We start from the raw sequence: 21219 nt of genomic DNA on the forward strand, positions 1-21219 counted from the left end.
CATCTGTTCTGACTTTGACTTTTTCGTACGGACTTTTCTCTTGTATTACTTAGTTGTCTTTTTTGTTCTGATCCTCATCTGTTACATCCTCATACTCAGCATCAACAACATTATCGTCATTCGCTTCAGCTTGCTCAGCGCCACCCTCTTGTGAGGCTTGTGCCGCTTGTGCTGCCTGCTCATACATTTTTGTTGTAAGGGCCATAACGATCTCTTGAAGCTCATCTTTAGCTGTACGAATCTCATCAAGATTATCAGCTTCAATAGCTGCTTTTAATTTCTCTTTTGCAGCTTCCGCTTTGTCTTTTTCTTCTTGCTCAACATTGTCACCTAAATCTTTAAGCGTTTTGTCTGTTGAGAATACAAGCTGATCTGCTTCGTTACGAAGTTCAACCTCTTCACGACGCTTTTTATCTTCTTCAGCGTTCGCTTCAGCATCCTTCACCATTTGTTCTACTTCTTCGTCAGAAAGACCTGATGAAGATGTAATGGTAATAGATTGCTCCTTACTAGTGCCCATGTCTTTTGCTTTTACGTTAACAATACCGTTCGCATCGATATCAAACGATACTTCGATTTGCGGAACGCCACGTGGTGCTGGTGGAATATCAGACAATTGGAAACGACCTAATGTTTTGTTGTGAGCTGCCATTTCACGCTCACCCTGAAGCACATGGATATCCACAGATGGCTGGTTATCAGCTGCTGTAGAGAATACTTGTGATTTAGAAGTTGGAATGGTTGTGTTGCGATCAATTAGCTTCGTGAACACTCCACCCATTGTTTCAATTCCAAGAGATAATGGAGTTACGTCAAGTAATACAACGTCTTTAACATCTCCAGTTAATACTCCTGCTTGAATCGCCGCACCAAGTGCTACTACTTCATCTGGGTTAACTCCTTTGTGAGGGTCTTTACCAGTTAGCTTTTTGATTTCTTCTTGTACAGCTGGAATACGTGTAGAACCACCAACTAATACAACTTTATCAATTTCACCAGCAGATAGACCTGCATCCTGCATTGCACGACGAGTTGGTCCAAGCGTACGCTCTACAAGATCAGAAGAAAGCTCTTCAAATTTCGCGCGGCTTAAGCTAATTTCCAAGTGTTTTGGTCCTGTAGAATCAGCTGTGATAAAAGGAAGAGAGATTTGAGATTGAGTGACACCTGACAAATCCTTTTTCGCTTTTTCAGCTGCGTCTTTAAGACGTTGCATCGCCATTTTATCTTGTGAAAGATCAATACCATTTTCTTTCTTGAATTGTTCAACAAGATATTTGATGATGACTTCATCAAAATCATCTCCACCTAGTTTGTTGTCTCCAGATGTAGCTTTAACCTCGAAGAATCCGTCACCAAGCTCAAGGATAGATACGTCAAATGTACCGCCGCCCAGGTCATAAACTAGGATTGTTTGATCTTCTTCTTTTTCAAGTCCGTATGCAAGAGCAGCTGCAGTAGGCTCATTTACAATACGATCTACTTGAAGACCAGCAATTTTACCAGCATCCTTTGTTGCTTGACGCTGAGAGTCATTGAAATAAGCTGGAACTGTGATCACTGCATTTGTAACAGTTTCACCTAAGTATGCTTCAGCATCAGCTTTAAGCTTCTGAAGGATAATCGCAGAAAGCTCTTGAGGTGTGAACTCAGTGCCTTCAATGGTTTCTTTATAATCTGTACCCATATGACGCTTAATAGAAATAACCGTATTTGGGTTAGTTACAGCTTGACGCTTTGCTACTTCTCCAACAAGTCTTTCTCCATCTTTAAATGCAATAACAGATGGAGTTGTACGGTTACCCTCAGGGTTAGGGATAACAGTAGCCTCTCCCCCCTCCATTACTGCGACACATGAATTCGTTGTTCCTAAGTCAATACCAATAATTTTACTCATACGGAATCCGCCTCCTAAATTTCATCTTTTTTTGTGGTCTTATGCGTTTACTTTTACCATTGAAGGTCGTAGGACACGATCCTTTAGCTTATAACCTTTTTGCAATTCTTCCACGATTTGATTGGATTCAAACCCTTCTTCCTCCACTTGCATCACAGCTTGATGCAGATGCGGATCAAAGGTCTCTCCAACTGTCTCAATTACTGTGACGCCTTCTTTCTTAAGCGCCTCCTGTAACTGGTTATAAACCATATTCAGGCCTTGAGCCAATGATTTGGCTTCATCCCCCTCTGGTTTCACCGATAGGGCACGCTCAAAATTATCAAGCGCAGGAAGTAACTCCTCTACAAAGCCCTGAGCTCTATATTTGGCCGCTGATTCCTTTTCCTCACGGGATCTTCTGCGGAAGTTATCATAGTCTGCTTGAACACGTAACAGTCGATTATTTAAATCAGCAATTTCAGCCTTATGTGCAGCTTCCTCCGATTGTTCATCCGCTTCATCCTGCTTATCCACCGCATGGCCTTCCATGACATCTGCCATTTCTTGTTCCTGCTGATCTTCCTGCTCTACTGCTTCTTTTTCTTCTTGATCAACATGTTCCTCTTGCTCTTTTTTCATTGTTACTTTCACCTCCAAAAGAAATATGCTATGTATTGCTGACTAAAGCAAAAGCACAATACTTTAGTCACAATTCCGAATAAGAAACTTAACGATACAAACTCGTCAATAGCTTGGTCAAATCCTTTGATAAATAGTCAACTACATTAATTACACGCTGATACTCCATTCGAGTTGGACCAATAATGCCGATGGTTCCTACATGCTGGTCACCAACTGAATAATCAGCTGTAATCATACTGCAGTCATCAAAGGCTTCCAGCTTGTTCTCATGCCCAATCTTCACCTGCAGCCCTGAACTTTGTGTGCTAAGGAGCTTGTGAATGGTTTGATCTTCCTCCAAGAAGTTATACAGTAGTCGAACTTTATCCAAATCTCTAAATTCAGGTTGATTTAGGATATTTGTTTTTCCACTATAGAAAACTTTATGAGAACGCTCTATCGAAAGTGAAATCTGTAAACTTTCCAATAGAGAATCATAAGCAGTTACATGCTGACGCATAAGGTGAGCCAGTTCCGTTTGAATAGCTGTTTGTAGCTTATACAAAGGAATGCCCATTAATCTTTGGTTCATCATATTAACCACTCGTTCAAGATCAGCGGGCTGGACATGCTCAGATAAATGCAGCATTTGATTCTCTACATGTCCGGTAGAACTAACAAGAATGAGAATGGCTTTATCAGAAGAAAGCGGAACAATTTGCACGCTGCGAAGTCTTGCATCTTCCATCTCAGGACCAAGTACTATGGAAATGTAGCTGGTCATTTCCGACAATACACGCGCAGACTGTTTGAACATCTCCTCAAGCTCCTGAGCTTGTGTTGAGAAGACGGACTGAATACTTTCTTTCTCTTTCATCGTCAAACGTCGAGGCATAAGAAGATGGTCTACATAAAACCGGTAGCCCTTTTGAGAAGGAATTCTTCCAGCCGAACTGTGTGGCTTCTCTAAAAAACCCAGCTCTTCAAGATCAGACATATCGTTACGAATCGTAGCCGGGCTAAAAGAAATATCATGACGTTTTGAGATACTGCGCGACCCAATTGGCTCTGCAGAACGAATATATTCATCAACAATTGCATGTAATATCGACAACTGTCTCTCTGTCAGCATTTCAAATCACCCCTGTTAGCACTCTCTAATTACGAGTGCTAATTCTATTGATAAGTTATCAAATAGGTCAGAGTTTGTCAATATGAAAGCTCCCAGAAAAATAGAATTTACTTAAGAGATAATTGGTCATCCTCAAGCACCGCTAAAAATGCTTCAAATACTTCATTACCTAAAAGCAGACCTTTGTCAGTTAATCGCAGTGAGGTTCCTTGATACTCCAGCAATCCCCTTGTTATTAAATCTTGAATTTGGTTAGCGTAGAGCTCTTCAAAACGATAGTGATATTTTGCCTGAAACTCTTCTGGGTTTATCCCCTGGCGCTTACGTAATCCAAGAAACATAGCTTCCTCAAGTCTTTCACTAGCTGTGACCACATGAGATGTAATTCTAGGCAGCTCTTTATCTTTTACAGCTTGAATATAGCGGTTGATTGGTCCGATATTCTGATATCTAACCCCATTTACATACCCTGATGCCCCAGCTCCAAACCCAAAATACGATTCATTATTCCAATACACCAAATTATGCTTGCTTTCATAGCCAAGCTTAGCAAAATTACTAATTTCATATTGAGTTAATCCCGCTTGTTTAGTGGTTGATAGAAGCGTCTGATACATAGTAATCTCGTGTTCTTCTGGTGGTAACTGAAGGTTGCCTTTGCGCTGCCTGTTATAAAAAACAGTTTTTTCTTCAATTTTAAGTGAATACGCAGAGATATGCTCAATATTCAAACCATAAGCGAGACGGAGCGTCTCAGCAAATGACTCAGGTGTTTGTTTAGGTAAACCAAACATCAAATCAATGGATAGATTTTGAAACCCAACCTCTCGCGCTGTGTGTATCGCTTCAAACACACTGTCCTGTCGATGAGTACGTCCAATCATTTCAAGAAGCTCATGATCAAAGGTCTGTACTCCGATGCTCAGCCTGTTGACCCCAGCGTTAAAAAGTACACTCAGTTTATCTGCTTCTGCACTATCTGGATTCACTTCAACGGTCCATTCTTCCAGCTGATCAAGCGGAAAGATTTGCTTCATTCCTTCTACTAGATAAGAAAGCTGACTTGCGCTTAATGCGGTTGGTGTCCCACCGCCAATATAAATCGTACGAATAGACGGAGATGGGTTGGTCTCCTGTTCTTGTCTCATCTCATCAAGCAGTACATCTAAATAAGCCTGAACTGGCTGATTTTTTAGATACACCTTATTAAAATCGCAATAATGACAAATATGCTCACAAAAAGGAATATGGACATATATTGCATCTGCACTCATGTTGCCCATCCCCCTTTCTTCTCCTAACATGGTAAAAAGCCGGCATATGCCAGCCTTTTCCTTTTATTCATCCATCCGTAAGACTGCCATAAATGCCTCCTGGGGAACTTCCACATTCCCAACAGCCTTCATGCGTTTCTTACCTTCTTTTTGTTTCTCTAGCAATTTACGCTTACGAGAGATATCTCCCCCGTAACATTTTGCCAGTACGTTCTTACGCATTGCTTTTATAGTTGAACGCGCAATGATTTTTTGACCAATACTTGCCTGAATCGGTACTTCGAATTGCTGACGAGGAATAAGCTCCTTTAGCTTTTCAACGATAATCTTTCCACGTTCATATGCAAATTCACGGTGCACAATAATGGATAGGGCGTCTACTTTTTCACCATTCAAGAGAATATCCATTTTCACAAGATTGGATGCTTTATAGCCAATCAATTCGTAATCAAACGACGCATAGCCTTTTGTGTTTGATTTTAACTGATCAAAGAAATCATACACAATTTCTGAGAGCGGAATCTCATAGACAATTTGCACACGATTCGCATCTAAGTATTGCATGTCAATAAAGTTACCACGCTTCTTCTGACAAAGCTCCATAACTGAACCAACATAATCATTTGGTACCATCACTTTTGCTTTAACATACGGCTCTTCAACCCGCTCAACCTTTTGAGCATCTGGCATGTTTGCCGGGTTATCAATTTGTATGGATTCACCATTTGTTAATTCAACATTATAAATAACACTTGGTGCCGTTGTAATTAGGGTAATACCAAATTCTCTTTCAATACGCTCTTGGATAATTTCCATATGAAGAAGCCCAAGGAATCCACAACGGAAACCAAAGCCTAGAGCCTGTGATGTCTCTGGCTCGTATTGAAGAGAAGCATCGTTAAGCTCAAGTCTTTCTAACGCTTCACGAAGGTCATTGTATTCATTCGTATCGACTGGATACAGACCACAATACACCATCGGATTCATCTTTCTGTAGCCCGGTAGCGCCTCGTCCGTTGGGTGATCTGCACTCGTAATGGTGTCACCCACACGTGTATCACCGACATTTTTGATAGCTGCTGTTAAAAAGCCAACGTCTCCAACCGTTAATTCATCCCGCTTTGTCACTTTTGGGGTAAAGACGCCAATTTCACTTACTTCAAATTCTTTACCTGTAGCCATCATCTTTATGCGATCGCCGGTTTTAATCGTTCCTTCCACCACTCTAATGTAAGCCACGACCCCACGATAGGCATCATAAAGTGAATCGAAAATAAGGGCTTTAAACGGAGCAGCAGGATCACCAGTAGGTGCTGGTACTTTTTCTACAACCTGCTCCAGAATTTCCTCTATACCGATTCCATTTTTGGCGGAGGCATGTACAGCCTCGGAAGTATCAAGACCAATAACATCTTCTACTTCCTGCTTCACTCGTTCAGGTTCAGCACTTGGCAAATCAATCTTGTTTATAACTGGTAGAATCTCTAAATCATTATCTAAGGCTAAATATACATTTGCAAGCGTTTGTGCCTCAATCCCCTGTGCGGCGTCAACAATCAAAAGAGCTCCTTCACAGGCGGCAAGACTACGCGACACTTCATAGGTGAAGTCGACATGTCCCGGTGTATCAATTAAATGGAAGATGTACTCTTCCCCATCTTTTGCTTTGTATTGTAACTGCACAGCATTTAGCTTAATCGTAATACCGCGCTCTCTTTCTAAATCCATGGCATCAAGTGTCTGATCCTTCATTTCGCGATGAGTTAGGGCACCGGTCAATTCTAAAATCCGATCAGCAAGTGTTGATTTCCCATGGTCTATATGGGCAATAATCGAGAAGTTACGAATCCTCGATCGCCTTTCTAACCGTTGATCATTATTCATTCTACAATCACTCCTACAGCTTACGTACACAAATACACTATTTTCTATTATAGCAACCTGTAGGAAAGCATTCAATACGCAGTCTATAAATGTGGACACTCATTTTTCAGGTGTCATTATTCTTCTCTTCCATTTAGCCCCACATCTATTGCATAAATTAATCGATTCAGCATCCCACGGCTTACATTCTCTAGGCCAGATGCGCTACTTATTGCTGCTTCCGAGAAGAAGTTATGATTCTCCTCATTTGTCTGCTCCTGCTTCGCTACTAAGTCAACCCTTGTTGATTCAGGATGTGTAGGAGCGACGATATGATCTGCAGCCGTCTGCTCTAGAGGAGCTGGATGTGATATGTCCATGCGTTCATTAATATATTGGATACCAAACATTGCACCAAGCAAAACAGCGATGAAAAAGAGACCAAGTTGAATCATCCATTTTTTAGCCATCAAGAATCCCCCTCTTGCAACGACCAATAATACTCGGCAATCACATCCGCTAAAGCCTCTGAGGACCGATACGTCTCTTCTAAAGTATTCTCAACGCCTCCAACTTCAATCAACATGGATTGGGGAGCCAAGTCCTGATTAAATACCCCATTTGTTTTTGAACCCTCTTTGGTAAGAACTCCTCTGCTTAAGCCAGGATAACGCTCTTCCAATAATTCATTTAAATCCTCAGCGAGCTTTGTATTCGATTGGGCATTTGGATTATTCCCCCCGACTACAAAAAACGTTCTTGCATAGTCCTCGCCATTAATAGTAACTGTTGTTTTATTACGACTTGATGAGTCTCTGTGCAGATCAAAAAATAATTCAAAGTCATTTGTCCCTTCTACAGCTTCCAAAAGAAAATCTCTGGCTGCATCATATGATCTGTTGTAGTTCCAGCCCTTGCTTTTTAAATGCTCCTGTACACTCCGTTCCTCCAGTGAAGCACCAATTCCTCTTCTTTCAAGCTCTTGCCTTAGCTTTTCACTCGTTTGTGTAATGTTTACTTTATTATTAAATGCTTCTTCTGAATTAAGCTCGGGAAGAAAGGACTCTGTATCATGAGTATTAATGAGATAGACTACTTTTTTATCGCCAGTGTTCTGTTCGGATTGTCCCTGCTGCTGTTTAGCCTCTTCCGCTTCTTTTTCAAGCTGAATGACTTTTTCTAGACTTTCTTGCTTTGCTTCTTGTTCAGCTAATTGAACATCCATCGGTGGACTTGACTCGTGTGAGAGGGTTGTATAGTCCGTTCCCTCCCCGGCAATATAAATCTGGGAATCAAAAAAAGCAAAACCAGGTAGCTCGCGCCCCAAAAAGCTTCGCGGATCCTCTGGATTTAAGCTTGTTACTAATTGAAAAGCAAGTGGCGCAAGCTTCATTTGACGGTTTTCAACAGGAAGCGGAGCTGAAAAATGTGTGTTTTCCATACCCATAACCTGCAGCAGCTGCTCGCCTGCCAATGCTGTAGACCAAGAATGAATATACTGAGAGGACAACCCTCTACCTTGTCCAACAGAAGTTAAGATACTCACTAGAATAAACAAACTAATGACACCAACGACAGATTTGATCAATAGCTGTTTAATACTTGTCCGATTGACCCGAATGGTCATTCCCCCAAAATGACTTGACCTCATCCTATCACTCCCACATCCAATACCAAGCTACTGATATCTATTCTCGAGGCAGACAAGCTAGAACTGTTTTAAGATAGTCTCTGCATAAAAAAGCTCAGTAACGATTAAATCGCTACTGAGCTTTCTTTTAATAGATGAATCAAGATACGGCTTATCGTGTGTAAGCTCCTAGGTTTGATTGATCAACCTGATTGTGCAGGGCGGCATTTATTCCTCCTGCCAACACATGGGCCATATCGTCAATAAAGACATCTATCTCTTTAGGTGTCACCATAAGATTATGCCCTATCGGTGAAAGGACCTCGGAAATAAGCTGCCGCTTTTCCTGTTCAGGTAACGTACCAACAATACCTAAAACGGTTTCGCGCTTTTTCTCATCCGGAAGATCTTCCTCGGTTAATGTCCGCTTCTCCCCAAATGTCATGCCCGCAGGAGCTAAAGCTCTAGAAGGAGCATTGCCAGTTTTCATCTCTCTTCCAAAGTGTTTTAATACATAGTCAATTGTGTCACTCGTGATTGTAACGGCATCTACAACCGTGGGAATCCCAATCGCAATCACCGGAATTCCTAATGTATCCTTACTGATCTCTTTACGCTTGTTTCCAACGCCACTCCCAGGGTGGATACCTGTATCAGTAATTTGAATTGTCGTATTTACCCGCTCTACCGATCTTGAAGCAAGTGCATCAATCACAATTAAGAAGTCCGGTTTGACCTTTTCGATCACACCGAATAAGATATCGCTGGTTTCAATACCTGTTAGACCCATCACTCCAGGAGTTAAGGCACTGACCGAGCGAAAGCCATCCTGCACCTCTTCGGGAGCCAATTCAAACAAATGCCGAGTGACGAGTATCTCTTCAATCGCAATGGGACCCAGTGCATCAGGCGTCACATTCCAGTTTCCTAGCCCTATTACAAGGCAAGTGTCCTGTTCATTCACACCCGATTCTTTTAGAAAGCTGTGAAAGGAAGAGGCAAATACCTTCTCAAGCTTCGCCTGCAAATCCGTGTCCTTTACTCGAATTCCCTGTGATTCAAAGGTTAAATAATTGCCAGCCTTTTTCCCTAGTTTAGGAGCCGCTTCTTCATCAATTGTTACTCTTGTCACAATCACGCCATCAATTTCATCTTTTTTAACTTGAATGCCTGAAGCAGGTTCAGATTCTGGCTGCTTCTCTTTATATAGCTCATGAGCCTCAACTGCCAAATCCGTGCGGACCTCAAAAGGCTCCATATTTAAATTTTTCATTGTCTACCACCTCTTTACCTATTTTGCTTATATCCTTCCTCATGTCAGACATTTCATGCACCCTTAATCCTAAGAGAGCTATTGCTTTTATGTAGCGATTTTGATAAAATGCTTGTTGTTATACAAGTGAATCTAAAACAGCATTTCAATTGCTGATAACTGTGAGTAAAAGGACGCTCTTCTTTGACCAAACTAGTTATAAATTGAGAATTGGCTGTTTGCTCAGGAGGTGAAACACATGGCAAATATTAAATCTGCAATTAAACGCGTGAAAACAAATGACAAGCGTCGTGCTCAAAACGTTGCTTACAAATCAGCTCTACGTACTGCCATCAAAAACTTCGAGAAGAAAGTTGAAGCTGGAGAAACAGAAGGAGCTCAGGTTGCATTTGCTGAGGCTACAAAGAAGATTGACAAAGCTTCAAGCAAAGGACTTATCCATAAAAACAATGCTGCACGTACAAAGTCTCGTCTAGCTAAACAGCTTAACGGTCTTTCAGCATAAAAAAAGAAACGACTCATAATGAGTCGTTTTTGCTTGTCGGCAGTTTGCCGGCAAGCTTTTTTTATTTTGTAGAACAGCATTTCTTGGTAACGAGTAAAATCTTCTTGCAGATGGGTGCTGTTCTCTTGGTACCGTGCTTCTGTTCTTGGTAAATGCCGTATCCTTCTTGCTAACAGGTCCTGTTCTCTTGGTATCGTGCTTCTCTTCTTGGTAAATGCCTTATCCTTCTTGCTAACAGGTCCTGTTCTCTTGGTACCGTGCTTCTCTTCTTGGTAAAGGCCTCACCCTTCTTGCTAACAGATCCATCTCTCTTGCTACCGTGCCTCTGTTCTTGGTAAAGGCCCCATCCTTCTTGCTAACAGGTCCAGTTCTCTTGGTACCGTGCCTCGCTTCTTGGTAAAGGCTTCATCCTTCTTGCTATCAGTTCTAACTCTCTTGGTACGGTGCTTCGCTTCTTGGCAAAATCCTCATCCCTCTTACTGTCAGTCCCACACTACTCAGCTAACACGCCTCTTATGCACTTCGCTCTGAGGCTAGTGAACCGAGTTTAATGATAAACATCTCGACTGCAAATTCCTTATCCTGTTTGCCTGTCTTAATGGCATAGTCTGTATCTGCTGCCGCCATCAAGCTGGCTTTTAGTCGCTTCTCGTCCAAACGTGCCACTTGCTTTGCGGCTAGCTTCACTACATATGGATGTAGCTTTAGTATACCAGCCATTTGTTTTTCCGAGTAAGATCGCTGTTTTAACTCCTTTACATGGAGATAAATTCGTAGCTGCCTGGTTAGCATAGCAAGAATCATTAATGGCTCCTCTTTACGTTTGATCATTTCCTTATAAAGGGTGATAGCTTGGCTTATATCAGCTTTCATTGCTCGATCTATGAGATCAAACACAGATTGCTCAAGTGTTTTTGCCACTAGCTGTTCAACAACCTCCAATGTGACTTCTCCACCAACGCCGGTATAAAGCTGACATTTTTGCAGCTCTGAATTTAGTTGCATTAAATGAGTTCCTGCTAATTCAATTAGCCTTCTTCTTACTGGAATTGAAACATCTATTCCTAAAACCGTAGCCTGTTCACCAATCCAAGCGACCGTATCCTGTTCCGTTAATTCAGATGCTGAGACAACTGTCGCTAACGATTTTAATTGTTTCGTTACCTTTTTACGTTCATCAAGCTTTTCATATGGGGCAACCAAAATAAGTGTTGTTTCTGGAACAGGATGCTTTAAATAAGCTTCCAGGCTTTCAAGCTGATGCTCCACGCCACCAGATTCTGCTTTTTGACTTGTTGCCAGGTAAAAATCCTGAACAATGACCACTTTTTTTCCCGAGAAAAATGGAAGAGTGGCAGCCTCTTCCATAATTTGCTGCAAAGGAACATCTGCTAAACGAAACCGCTGAACATTCATGTCCTGCTCTTCTTTTGTGAGTAGTTGTCCAAGAATTTCGTTTATAACTTCCTCCATTATAAATGCCTGCGTTCCATGAATGAAATATACAGGGTCTACCTGATTTTTTTTAATATTTTTTATTTGTTTTATGTAGTCCATCTAATAACCTCGTTTATCTCAGTTCTTATGCCTAGTGTATGAAACATCACTAAAAATAACAAGCTAAAGATAAGAGGAGGCGAGCTGATATAGCTGCCTCCATTTATAATAAACGCAAGGAAACGAGGCCCGGGAAATCCGCTTCTTTACGTGGTGAAAGACCGGTCTTTTTATAAGGTATCCTATGCATGCAGGCTTTATAGGTGACAACTCTTAGCAATGGAACCAGTCTTCTAAAGATGGCCTCCAGGATTTAAATGTTTAAAGAAACAAGCATAGTAAAATAGAACGCTTTCGCTTATAATTAACCATAGAGAGAGAGGAGGATTTTTAATGAATAAATTTGAAGAAGACGTTCAAAGTAAACGAAATGACGCCATCGATTCAGGTGTTGGTTTTGTTGCGTCCTTTGGTTTCTTTGCCACCCTCTTTATCATTGCTTCACTGGTAGATGTATTCAGCCAATTCTAAGTTGATTGGATCATCTTAACCGGACCCTTATATAGTAGGGTTCCTAGCTTGTCGATGGATCACCCTTCGACAGGCTTTTTATGTTGTATTAAGGATTTTGAATAGCCTGTTTAATCCTCCATTCTCCATTATGATATTTAAACTCTACAGCTCCTTGCTGATCCGAACGCCAATAGCTTATCTGACGGCTTTTAAATCGCTCCAGAATATCTGGATGCGGATGCCCATATCGATTATCTCTTCCGGCAGATATTAAAACCGCTTTTGGGTTTAGCTGATCAAGGAATGGTTCCGATGTAGATGTTAAGCTTCCATGGTGACCAGCTTTAAGTATGTCCACCTCTAAGTTTGGATGCATTTCCATTAAATAATTTTCACCCTTTTCCCCGAGATCCCCAGTAAATAGCCAACTAGTTCCTTCAATATGAGCTAAAAGCACAATTGAACGTTCATTTATGTCATCCTCTTGTATAGATGGATCTGGCGATAAGACTTCAAACGTATTCGTACCATATGCCCAGCCTGCGCCTTTTCCCACAAAGTGGATCGTTGTTCCTACTTGCTCAAATGCTTGTAGCACTTGTTTTTCATTGTCTTTTTCTACGGGACCCTTTCCATAAAGAAGCGTATTTACATTCATATACTCTGCCAGCATGAAAGCTCCCCCAATATGATCATGATCCCCATGTGAAAGGATAAGATAATCAATCGAAGTAATACCCTTCGCTTTTAAATGTGGCACAACAATGTCTTTACCTGTATCAAATTCATTTCTTCTTCTTTGCCATGGCTCCTCTTGAAAACGCATCACACCACCCGTATCGATGACGATCACGGCTTCTCTTCTTGGAAGCTCGATGACAAAGCTATCTCCCTGACCTACATCAAGCATGGTAACAGAAGCGCTCGTTTGAAAATATGGCGCCTTGTCCATTGTCACTAATGGAATTGATAAGACTACTATGGCACGTAGCCACCAGTATTTTATTTGTGATTCCCACATTAGGAGAACGATAACGATACAGAGGTAGAAACCACATATCATCCATATAGCTGGTCTACCTGGCGTATACGTGAGAAGTGCAGGCTGGTTTATTTGAAGGAGGGCGTTATGAACGGGTGGAACAATGAATTGAAGAGCGTAATAAGGAATATTTAAAAAAGCGGGGAAAAAGAGATCAAACAAACTTGTTAAAAATGAAGCAGGGAGCACGATCAGAGTAACAAAGGGGATGTAAACAAAGTTTAACGGAATACTAAGGAAGGACCATTCAAAAAAATGGTAAAGAATAAGTGGAAGTGTCACCAGCTGTGCTATTAAGGTAACAGCGACCATTCTGCTGAGGTAGGATGTACACGCCGTACGAATAGCTTGAGCCGATAATATAAGAGAAAAAGATACAAGAAATGAAAGTTGAAAGCCAAGTTGAAACAATACATAGGGCTTCACCATTAAAAACAATAAAAATATCGTCATAATACCAGTAAGCGGCGGAATTCTTTGCTTTAACCGGAGGCAAAATAAAACAACAAAGCTCATAGCAGCTGCTCTGATGACTGGGGGTGCAGCGCCTGCGATGACTGCATAAAACGGTAAGGCAATCATAATGATTTCCATTGCTCTTTCACGAGTAAGTCCTAAGCGAATCAACAGGAATAAAGCGGCTGCACTTAACATACCAACATGTAACCCTGATACGGCAAGCAAGTGAATGACACCGAGTCTTTGATATGCCATGAGAACATCCTGATCAATAAAATAACGATCTCCATATGTCAGAGCAATAATTAATCCAGATGTGTTCTCATGATACCTCATCCTTATTTGTTCTATACGATCCATTCGCCAATGATTAAATCGATCTACCCAAGTTCCCGCTCTATTTACACATTCAACTTGGTCTGAGTGAACGCGATATACCCAATGGATTGATTGCTCATAAAGGTACTTTTGATAATCAAATTGATTAAAGTTTGAAGCCATTCGAGGCGCTTCTAATTTACCAGAAAATTTGCATGTAAATCCCGGTCTAACCCCTCTCCAAAATGTTTGATCAGATTCATCTTTAAAGTATGAAGTAACCTGCAAAAGCTCTTTATTTTCCATCTCTCTCATTTGAAATCGGAGTGCGCCACCATCTATTCTCGGAACACCAGTGACTACTCCGATCGTTTCAAATGCTCCTTCTGTCAAACCCGTATGATTCGTATATTCTGCATACCAACCACGCAGTGAAAAAAGCAGGAAACATAACATCATAAGGGTTATGCTTCGCTTCATATCTTGTTTTTGAAAAGCACAAGAAATAAGTAGAATGACCGCAATCAACCAAAAGGCTACATCATAGCCTTTTATTTGACCCCAAAGTCCTCCTATTGAAGCCACAGCACAAATCACTAATTGACGGACGAAAGCCTCTCCCCTCCTTTTAAGCTTTAGTATAAATGGATCGAGTCTGTTTAAGTAACTCCTGCATACGTTCTTCCGGAAGGTCCGCCTTCTCTAATTCTTTTAACAATAAGACGGTAAGATTTAATTTATCTTGATAATGACGATCTAATACAGCCTCATCCAATTCAACTTCTATAAGCTCAACACCTGCCACCTTAAAAATCTGTTCTGCATAAGGGTTATTTTTATATTCCTTTGCATAATAAACACGTTGAATCCCAGCCTGAATAATTGATTTTGAACAGTGTACACATGGAAAGTGAGTGACATATAGCTCTGCCCCCTCTGTTGGAACTCCAAATTTAGCACACTGTAATAAGGCATTAATTTCAGCATGAATGGTGCGTATACAATGATTATCTACTACCATACAGCCATCATCTAAACAATGTGCCTCCCCACTAACGGAGCCATTATAGCCACCCGCAATAATTCGTTTATCCCGTACAATCGTTGCCCCTACCATTAGCCTTGGACAAGTACTGCGCATAGATAATAAATGGCTCTGTGCCATAAAGTATTGATCCCATGAAATTCGTTCCATTATGAGTTACGCTCCTTCGATTTCAACATCCTATCTTTGCTTATCTAGTTTAAAAAGGAACTCCGCTGCCGTCAACCTCCACTCATTTTATTTGACAGTAATCTCATCCTTTAATTTCTCAAAGGATTTGTCACCAATTCCACTGACGTTTGTTAACTCTTCAATTGTTTGAAAACTGCCATTTTCCTCTCGATACGAAATTATGGAAGCTGCCTTAGAAGGCCCAATTCCATTTAAAGTAGTAAGCTCGTTTTCTGTCGCTGTATTAATATTCACTAAAGACTGTTGAGCAGATCCTAGACCTGAATCAAGCTGATTTGTCATATTTATTGAGGCATGAGACTCATCTCCTTCTTCAGGTGCATAGATCAACATCTCGTCGTGTAAAAGCATAGCAAAATTTATCTGATTAGAATCTGCTTTCTCTGTAAGTCCTCCAGCAGCGCGAATCGCATCATCTATCCGACTTCCCACCTCTAACGTGTACACACCAGGCATTTGCACAGCCCCCTTCACATCTACTACGATCTCCTCTAACTGAGTATAAGAGACATACTCTTGCTCGGGAGCTTCTGACTGTTCGTCCAGATTCCAAATTTCCGATTCTGCATGACCGCCACTCACTTGATTACCATCATTCACTAGCAATAAGAAAAGAATAAGAGCCGTTAATGATGCTACTCCTGCAGCGAGATGAATCCAGTAGGTTTGAAAGATACGAATCATTCATTCATCACCTTTCTATAAATTATTCAGCATGTTATCCCATATGAAGCATACGTATAGTGATAATGAAAAAGCTACGGCATTATGGCAATAGAAAGGAGTAGAATATGACTCAAATCGGCATCATCGGAACGGGAAGTATGGGAAGGATGTTGGTGGAGGCTTTTATTGAATCAAATGCTGTCGAAGAACATCAACTTACCGTATTTAATCGAAGCAAAGAAAAGGTGTTTTTACTAAAAGAAGCTTTTCCAAGAATAAAAACAGCCTTATCTGCGAAGGAACTAGCCCAACATACAGAGATTGTATTTGTCTGTGTCAAACCTTTTCAGATACCAGATCTGCTCCAAGAGATTAAGGGGAATGTGGATTCTGATACACTTCTAGTATCGATTACAAGTCCTGTAAAAATCGAGAGCATTGAAGACCAAGTCCCGTGTAAAGTGGCCAGAGCCATACCAAGCCTTATCAACCAAACTCTTTCTGGACCAACATTGCTAAGCTTAGGAGAGCGCTGCTCACCAAAGGACAAGGAACAATTAACTACACTATTAAGCTTTATCTCTCAACCCCTTGAGATTAAAGAGGAAATCACAAGGGTTTCATCAGATATCGCTAGCTGCGGCCCTGCTTTTTTCAGTTATCTGACACAATGTTTTATTGATGCTGCCGTTCGCCAAACGGCCATTTCAGAGGCAGAAGCAACAGAGCTTGCAACAAATATGTTAATTGGACTAGGAAAATTATTTGAGCAGAACCGCTTTACACTTACTACGTTACAAGAAAGAATATGTGTACCAGGAGGGATTACCGGAGAAGGCATTGAGGTACTTAGAAATGAAACCGGTGCGATGTTTGACCATTTATTCTTAGCCACCCATAGAAAATTTAACAACGAGCAGAAGCATATTGAAGAATCATTTTATAACCAAGGAAGGCTATCGTAGATGATAGCCTTCCTTAGTACTTTTCGACAGTGATCAACTATATTCCTGCTATACTTTAACCGCTTTGAAAAATATTCTCTCACTGTTTTCACATGGCTGCCGAGTAGAAAAATCAGCCGTAACGGCTTCGACTTTAAAGCCCGCCTGACTAAGCCAGTCTAGATAATCCGTGACCGGGAACGTACGTTGAAAGTGAATTTCATCAAAACGCTCATAACGGTCATCGGCCATTTTTGCAAAAAAACTCAGTTCGTGTTCTACACTATCTGCTTCTTCTCCAGCGTAGGATGTCCAAATATATGAAACATCATCGTCTGCATCAGCAAACGTTTGACCTACAAAGCCTTTATTTATTTTTTGTTGAGAATGAACATCAAATAATAAAAGCCCGCCTGTTACTAATTGATTAGCAAAGGAATGAAAGGCACGCTGTACCGAAACTGAATCCGGCAAATAGTTTAAGGAATCACAGAAAACCGTGACAAGATCATACTCACCAAGCACCTCAAGATCTGTCATGTCCGCTTCTACAAGCCATGGATTCCATCCTTTTTTTGATGCTTTATCCTGCGCCATGGCAAGCATCTCTGGTGATAAATCCACGCCAGTGACATTCATCTCCTCTTGCAGAAGTGACATGAGCAATTCACCTGTTCCACAACCTACATCAAGTAGACGCAAACCTGTTAAATCAGTGCGTTCGCATGATCTCTTAATATAATCGACCCATGAATCATATGGCGCCTCTGACATCAGATGATCATAAAGCGCTGCAAATCCTGAATAATTCATTGCTGCCCCTTTAGATACGTCCATCCGTGCCGCTGTTCAATTTTACCCTCTTTAATAAGCTTGCCTAATGCTCGTTTGAATGAGGCCTTACTTATGTTAAATGCAGCTTTAATGGATTCGGGTGAAGATTTGTCACCAAACGGCATAGAGCCGTTATTTGCTTCTAGATACTCAAGCAATTTAGCTGCATCATCTTTTTGTCTTTCGCTTCTTAATGCTTTTGTGGTGACGTTAATTCTTCCGTCTTCGCGGACGTAAATAACGCGAGCGCGAATTTTTTCCCCAATTCGATAGGTCCCAATCATTTCATCATCATGCAAAAAAGCAAGGTAGCTCTTATCCGTAAAAATAAGTGCTCCTTCATCTGCATAATGATAAATGGTTCCTGAGATATCTTGGTTTAAAACGATCGGATCGGCCTTTTCGGCCAAGCGCTCTATTGGAAGCCCTCTAACCAAAACACCCATTAACCGGCCTTTTTTGTCCCAATCAAGCGATACTGGAAGCTTATCTCCGCGAATTGGCCAGTAGATCTCATCGCCAGGCAACTCATCCATTGAAACAAACAGGTCGCGCTTAATCCCGTTATAAAGAAAGACCCCATGACCTTTCTTAACTTGAATGACTTCAAGCCATGCAAATTCATCATTTTTGACAATAGGTGTCTCCATCGTAGCCGATAATCTATTTTGATGATCAAGATATAGAAACACTTCAAGGGTTGATCCAATCTCAAGATCCCCTTTGGTTTCTCTTGAGTGCAGAAGGATGTCTGTTTTTCCATCTGTAAGGAAATAACCAAAGTCCGCTTTTCTAGCCACGGTTAAAGTAGCCGTTAATCCTGGCTTTAGTTCCATTAACCAAGCACCTTCTCAATTTCAATAGTTGGCGCGTCACCCCAGAGCTTTTCAAGGTTATAATACAAGCGATCATCCTTGTGAAATACATGAATGACTACGTCTCCTAAATCAAGTAAGACCCAACGCGCTTGATCATAGCCCTCTAGTCTCTGAATTTCTATTCCGCGCTCTTGCACGACTTTTTTTAATTCAAACGCAATCGCTTGAACTTGTTTTTCTGAATTACCATGACACACTACAAAATAGTCTGCAATGGGAGAAATACCTCTCATATCCAATGCAACAATGTTCTCTGCACGCTTGTCGTCCACTGCATTAATAGCTAATGTTAATAATTGATTTTCACTCACTCGTTATCAATTCTCCCCTCGTTGTTTTCTTATACTTTCGTTAAACGTTTCCAGCGTTAGTGGATATAAAAGCTGTCTTCTTTTTACTAAAAAAGCAATAGTCTGTTGAAGCATTAGAATAATGGCCTCGTCCATATTCCTTGTGGCAAGCTCCCTTACTTCATCCACGCCAGGAAATGTTCTGTTAGGCTCAATATAATCAGCCAGAAAAATGATTTTCTCAAGACCAGACATCTCAGGTCTACCCGTTGTGTGATAAGTGATAGCATTCAAAACATTTTGGTCAGTTATCCCAATTTCGTGCTCAACATAATAGGCTCCACAGGGTGCATGAAGTAATTCAGAGCCATAATCCAATATATCTTTACGGGATAGTTTGTTTTTGACAAGGTCTCTCATTTCGTCTTTATTACGATATTTAGCATAATCATGGAAAATAGCCGCTGTTTCCGCCTTCTTACTATCTTCCCCAAACCGCTCTGCAAGTATCATGGCTGTTTCCATTACTCCAACCGTATGTCTATATCTTCCCTCCGTCAAGTGAGGCTTAACGAGCTTTAGCGCTTGACTTTGTTCCATATAGACCTCCTTTTTGAATATAAGAATTAACCGAATCAGGCACCATATAGCGAACGGGCTTTGAGTCAATTAAACGTTTCCTTATATTAGAAGAAGAAAAATCAACCTGAACAAGATCTAGGTGCCAAATACGGTTCTGATAGGCATGACTCGCTTCCTTACTACCCGAACGCTGAACACCTATAAATGTAACTAGGTCGAAAATGGTCTCAATGTCCTTCCACTCCTCTAATGACTCCACCATATCCCCACCAATAATAAAGTAAAACTGATCATTCGGGTACATTTGTGTAAAATGCTTAACTGTATCCACTGTATAGGATCGCCCCGAACGAGAAAGCTCTACATCAGACACCTGAAATCGTTGTTCATCCGCTGTTGCACATTGAAGCATTTCAAACCGCTCTTGACCAGGGGTGACCTCCCGCTCCTTATGTGGAGGAGTCGAAACAGGTATAAACCATATTTCATCTAATTGGCACTCAGTCAGCGCTTCCTGTGCAATGAGCATATGCCCGAGATGAGGTGGATCAAATGTCCCACCAAACAACCCGATTTTTTTTCCAGACATAACATTCACTCTCTTCAACAACTATCTTGGCAGCACTAAGCTGGCATTCTCTTTTGATTTTCTATAAAGGATAATGGTACTTCCAATAACCTGTACAAGCTTTGCATTTGTTCCTTGTACAATGGTTTCAGCAATTTCTTCTTTATCATATTCACAGTTCTGTAGAACGCTCACTTTTATCAATTCACGTGCCTCCAGAGCTTCTTCTATTTGTTTGATCATATTATCATTCGTGCCACCCTTACCCACTTGAAAAATCGGATTCAAGTGATGGGCCTTTGAACGTAAAAAGCGTTTTTGTTTTCCTGTTAACATAGTCGACTCCTTTTTTTGTAGCCAGTCATAATTTATTCATGTTTCAATTGTTCAATTACTGATTTGCGCATAGGTGCCTCTTTAGGAGTAAGACCTGTCCAATGTTGAATGGATAGCACACCTTGATGTACAAACATGCCAATTCCATTCTCTGTATTCGCGCCTCTTTTTTTAGCTTCTTTTAAAAGCCTAGTCTCTAACGGGTTATAAATCAAATCACTGACAACAGCCTTTGGTGACATTCTTTCAAGAGAGATGGGCATGTCTTCTATATGTGGGCTCATCCCTACGGACGTCGTATTAATAATAATTGAAAATTCCTCCAATCGTGCAGCAGCTCCCGCTACCGAGGAAGAACCTAAATGTATGTCACTTTTGGTAAACAATTGGACCAATGCTTCAGCTTTTTTTTCAGTACGATTTGCAATAACCACACTTTCTGGTTGGTGACTTAGGAGAACGGCAACAACAGCTCTTGCTGCTCCGCCAGCACCAATAACCAGAACTCGATGCCCGGTCAGTGTGTCTATAGTAGAAAGAAGAGATTGGATATAACCTCTGCCATCTGTATTATACCCTTTTAGCTTACCGTTTTGATTGATGATTGTATTAACCGCTCCAATTTGCACAGCTTCTTCATCAATTTCATCCAAGTACTTCATAACTTCTACCTTATGGGGGATCGTCACATTGCATCCACTTATATTAGCTGTGCGAATATAACGAACAGCTTCCTCTAGCTTCTCAGGTGTTACATCGTAGGCAGTATAGGAAGCATCTAGCCCAAGCTGTTCATAAGCTACCTTGTGCATTGTCGGTGACATTGAATGCCCCACTGGATGTCCAAGTAGACCGAATAATTTCGTCATTGTATTCAC

22 protein-coding genes are annotated in these 21219 nt (G+C 41.0%); 3 read left to right on the forward strand and 19 right to left on the reverse strand.

Going from position 1 to position 21219, the window contains the following annotated elements:
* Positions 1-49: 49 nt before the first annotated feature.
* The 8 genes from dnaK to gpr all read right to left on the reverse strand — a co-directional run bounded on the left by dnaK (position 50) and on the right by gpr (position 9672).
* Entirely contained in the window at positions 50-1897 is a 1848-nt protein-coding gene (dnaK, locus tag FN960_RS10550; RefSeq protein WP_143848666.1) for a molecular chaperone DnaK, read from the reverse strand.
* A gap of 39 nt (positions 1898-1936) precedes the next feature.
* Positions 1937-2518, reverse strand: coding sequence for a nucleotide exchange factor GrpE (gene grpE, locus FN960_RS10555; RefSeq protein WP_143848667.1), 582 nt, complete (start codon positions 2516-2518; stop codon positions 1937-1939).
* Between the two features lie 88 nt (positions 2519-2606).
* Positions 2607-3632: a heat-inducible transcriptional repressor HrcA gene (hrcA, locus tag FN960_RS10560; RefSeq protein ID WP_143848668.1), complete on the reverse strand. Its 1026-nt coding sequence runs from the start codon at positions 3630-3632 to the stop codon at positions 2607-2609.
* Between the two features lie 107 nt (positions 3633-3739).
* Complete coding sequence (gene hemW / locus FN960_RS10565) at positions 3740-4906, reverse strand: radical SAM family heme chaperone HemW (protein ID WP_143848669.1); 1167 nt, start codon at positions 4904-4906, stop codon at positions 3740-3742.
* A 63-nt stretch (positions 4907-4969) separates the two neighbouring features.
* The gene (gene lepA, locus FN960_RS10570) at positions 4970-6790 is read right to left on the reverse strand and encodes a translation elongation factor 4 (RefSeq protein WP_143848670.1); all 1821 of its coding nucleotides are present in this window, start codon (positions 6788-6790) and stop codon (positions 4970-4972) included.
* Positions 6791-6906: 116 nt separating this feature from the next.
* The gene (locus tag FN960_RS10575; protein WP_143848671.1) at positions 6907-7239 is read right to left on the reverse strand and encodes a hypothetical protein; all 333 of its coding nucleotides are present in this window, start codon (positions 7237-7239) and stop codon (positions 6907-6909) included.
* Positions 7239-8420: a stage II sporulation protein P gene (locus FN960_RS10580; protein ID WP_143848672.1), complete on the reverse strand. Its 1182-nt coding sequence runs from the start codon at positions 8418-8420 to the stop codon at positions 7239-7241. The genes FN960_RS10575 and FN960_RS10580 overlap by 1 nt, the downstream gene beginning before the upstream one ends.
* 151 nt (positions 8421-8571) lie before the next feature.
* Entirely contained in the window at positions 8572-9672 is a 1101-nt protein-coding gene (gene gpr, locus FN960_RS10585) for a GPR endopeptidase (protein WP_143848673.1), read from the reverse strand.
* A 238-nt stretch (positions 9673-9910) separates the two neighbouring features.
* Here gpr and rpsT point away from each other — a divergent pair, with 238 nt between their 5' ends.
* Positions 9911-10177 (forward strand): 30S ribosomal protein S20, encoded by a 267-nt coding sequence (gene rpsT, locus FN960_RS10590; RefSeq protein ID WP_143848674.1) that lies wholly within the window; start codon positions 9911-9913, stop codon positions 10175-10177.
* Positions 10178-10690: 513 nt separating this feature from the next.
* On the opposite strand, the gene holA is transcribed toward rpsT, so the two are convergent.
* Positions 10691-11734 carry a DNA polymerase III subunit delta gene (gene holA / locus FN960_RS10595; RefSeq protein ID WP_143848675.1) on the reverse strand — a complete coding sequence of 348 codons (1044 nt, stop codon included), beginning with the start codon at positions 11732-11734 and terminating at the stop codon, positions 10691-10693.
* 333 nt (positions 11735-12067) lie between these two features.
* Here holA and FN960_RS10600 point away from each other — a divergent pair, with 333 nt between their 5' ends.
* The gene (locus FN960_RS10600) at positions 12068-12205 is read left to right on the forward strand and encodes a YqzM family protein (RefSeq protein ID WP_143848676.1); all 138 of its coding nucleotides are present in this window, start codon (positions 12068-12070) and stop codon (positions 12203-12205) included.
* A gap of 88 nt (positions 12206-12293) precedes the next feature.
* On the opposite strand, the gene FN960_RS10605 is transcribed toward FN960_RS10600, so the two are convergent.
* From FN960_RS10605 to FN960_RS10615, 3 genes are all read right to left on the reverse strand, one after another.
* A complete protein-coding gene (locus FN960_RS10605) occupies positions 12294-14591 on the reverse strand; it encodes a DNA internalization-related competence protein ComEC/Rec2 (RefSeq protein ID WP_185971005.1) in 2298 nt (765 codons plus the stop codon).
* 43 nt (positions 14592-14634) lie between these two features.
* Positions 14635-15201, reverse strand: a complete 567-nt coding sequence (locus FN960_RS10610) for a ComE operon protein 2 (RefSeq protein WP_143848678.1) — start codon at positions 15199-15201, stop codon at positions 14635-14637.
* Positions 15202-15288: 87 nt separating this feature from the next.
* Positions 15289-15927, reverse strand: a complete 639-nt coding sequence (locus FN960_RS10615) for a helix-hairpin-helix domain-containing protein (protein WP_143848679.1) — start codon at positions 15925-15927, stop codon at positions 15289-15291.
* A 107-nt stretch (positions 15928-16034) separates the two neighbouring features.
* Here FN960_RS10615 and comER point away from each other — a divergent pair, with 107 nt between their 5' ends.
* The gene (gene comER, locus FN960_RS10620) at positions 16035-16874 is read left to right on the forward strand and encodes a late competence protein ComER (RefSeq protein ID WP_143848680.1); all 840 of its coding nucleotides are present in this window, start codon (positions 16035-16037) and stop codon (positions 16872-16874) included.
* Between the two features lie 48 nt (positions 16875-16922).
* On the opposite strand, the gene FN960_RS10625 is transcribed toward comER, so the two are convergent.
* The 7 genes from FN960_RS10625 to aroE are packed head-to-tail and all read right to left on the reverse strand — an operon-like array spanning position 16923 to position 21210.
* Entirely contained in the window at positions 16923-17666 is a 744-nt protein-coding gene (locus tag FN960_RS10625) for a class I SAM-dependent DNA methyltransferase (protein ID WP_143848681.1), read from the reverse strand.
* The gene (locus FN960_RS10630) at positions 17663-18523 is read right to left on the reverse strand and encodes a CvfB family protein (RefSeq protein ID WP_143848682.1); all 861 of its coding nucleotides are present in this window, start codon (positions 18521-18523) and stop codon (positions 17663-17665) included. The genes FN960_RS10625 and FN960_RS10630 overlap by 4 nt, the downstream gene beginning before the upstream one ends.
* On the reverse strand, positions 18523-18876 hold the full coding sequence (gene rsfS / locus FN960_RS10635; RefSeq protein ID WP_143848683.1) for a ribosome silencing factor: 354 nt from the start codon (positions 18874-18876) through the stop codon (positions 18523-18525). Before rsfS ends, FN960_RS10630 begins: the two co-directional genes overlap by 1 nt.
* Positions 18877-18882: 6 nt before the next feature.
* Positions 18883-19455 carry a bis(5'-nucleosyl)-tetraphosphatase (symmetrical) YqeK gene (gene yqeK / locus FN960_RS10640; protein WP_143848684.1) on the reverse strand — a complete coding sequence of 191 codons (573 nt, stop codon included), beginning with the start codon at positions 19453-19455 and terminating at the stop codon, positions 18883-18885.
* A complete protein-coding gene (gene nadD / locus FN960_RS10645; RefSeq protein ID WP_143848685.1) occupies positions 19424-20026 on the reverse strand; it encodes a nicotinate-nucleotide adenylyltransferase in 603 nt (200 codons plus the stop codon). Before nadD ends, yqeK begins: the two co-directional genes overlap by 32 nt.
* A 21-nt stretch (positions 20027-20047) precedes the next feature.
* On the reverse strand, positions 20048-20341 hold the full coding sequence (gene yhbY / locus FN960_RS10650) for a ribosome assembly RNA-binding protein YhbY (RefSeq protein ID WP_143848686.1): 294 nt from the start codon (positions 20339-20341) through the stop codon (positions 20048-20050).
* Positions 20342-20373: 32 nt separating this feature from the next.
* On the reverse strand, positions 20374-21210 hold the full coding sequence (gene aroE / locus FN960_RS10655; RefSeq protein WP_143848687.1) for a shikimate dehydrogenase: 837 nt from the start codon (positions 21208-21210) through the stop codon (positions 20374-20376).
* Between the last annotated feature and the right edge of the window lie 9 nt (positions 21211-21219).

The sequence above is a fragment of the Alkalicoccobacillus porphyridii genome, from assembly GCF_007293315.1.
GTDB lineage: Bacteria > Bacillota > Bacilli > Bacillales > Bacillaceae_D > Alkalicoccobacillus > Alkalicoccobacillus porphyridii.